The organism is Actinosynnema sp. NPDC023658 (assembly GCF_040639995.1).
GTDB lineage: Bacteria > Actinomycetota > Actinomycetes > Mycobacteriales > Pseudonocardiaceae > Actinosynnema.
In genome coordinates this window covers 1-1,356 of the sequence record NZ_JBFAAX010001299.1, presented here as the reverse complement: position 1 = coordinate 1,356, position 1,356 = coordinate 1, and the positions used below count along the sequence as shown (strand labels likewise).

Annotated in this window: 1 protein-coding gene and 1 pseudogene; both read left to right on the top strand. The window is 74.6% G+C overall.

The window, feature by feature from the left end; all coding sequences use genetic code 11:
- On the top strand, positions 1–984 hold a 984-nt coding region (locus AB0G02_RS40455), incomplete at its 5' end, for a PaaX family transcriptional regulator C-terminal domain-containing protein (protein WP_360805910.1).
- A gap of 111 nt (positions 985–1,095) precedes the next feature.
- A pseudogene (locus AB0G02_RS40450) lies at positions 1,096–1,356 on the top strand (transcriptional regulator); the annotation flags it as partial.

The following is a 1,356-nucleotide window of genomic DNA, read 5'->3' as shown; positions in this document are numbered from 1 at the left end:
GGGGAACCTCAGGCGGACAGGCGACGGGAGCACAGCGTGGTCAGTCCGTTCAACGTCGAGGAGATCTTCTCCGACGTCGACGCCGAGGCGGTCCGGCTGCCACGCCGGCAGAACGGCAGCTCGCCGCAGGGCCTGGCGGTGACCCTGATAGCCGACCACACCGTGCGCACCCGTGCCTGGCTGCCCACCGCAGCGATCGTCACCCTCCTGGGCGAGTTCGGCGTCACCGCCGGCGCCGCGCGGACCGCCATCAGCAGGCTGGCCCGCCGGGGCGTGCTGGAAGGCAGCCGGCAGGGCAAGCAGAGCTCCTACCGCCTGACCGCGCCCGCCGCGGCCAACCTGTCGCTCGGCGGCACCACGATCGCGGCCTTCGCCACCGGACCCGACCGCTGGGACGGCTTGTGGACGGTCGTCGTCTTCACCATGCCGAAGGAGGAGAAGACGCGGCGGAGCGCGCTGCGGACCCAACTGCGGTGGCTGGGGTACGCGCCGCTCTACGACGGCGTCTGGGTCTCGCCGCGGCCCCTGACCGAGAAGGCGCACGCGGAGCTGGTCGCGCTGACGTCCGGCGCCACCACCGCGTTCCGCGCGCGGCACGTGCGGTTCGAGTCGGACACCGCCCGCGACCCGGTCGAAGCCTGGGACGTCGAGGCCATCGCGGCGCGGTACGAGGCGTTCATCCAGGGCTGGGAGCCGCTGCTGCCGAGGGTCGCCGCCGGCCGCATCACCGGCGCGGACGCCGTGCGGGCCCGCACCGGGGTGATGGACACCTACCGCCGCTTCCCGGCCCTCGACCCCCTGCCCGTCGCGCTGATGCCGCCCGACTGGCCGCGCGCCCGTGCCCGGGAGGTGTTCCTCGCGGTGTACGACGGACTGGCCGAGCAGGCCCAGGACCACGTGCGGGCCATCGTGGCGCAGGTCGCCGGCGGTCCGCGCCCCGACCTGCGCACGCACACCGTGGCCGAGATGGGCGCCGGTATGTGAGGGCGTCGCACGTACCGCCGGGCCGGGTGTGCCGGTGCGGTGCGCGGGTGTCCGCCGCTCCAGGGTCACGCATCGGCACGGGCCCGCCCGGTGACACGACAGGAGGCGGACATGGAGGACGCGGGGCGCACCGGGGAACGCTCGTCGGCGCTCGACGAGGTCACCGGCGCGTTGGCGACCCTGAGCGCCGTCCTCGACAGCGAGGACGACTTCGACGTGCTGCTGCAGCAGGTCTGCGAGCAGGTGGTCCGGGCCGTCCCCGGCGTGGACGGGGCGACGGTGACCGTGCTGCTCGACGGCCCGGTCCGCACCACCAACGCCACCAGCGAGGTGGCCGCCGAACTGGACGGGGGTCAGTACGGGATCGGCACC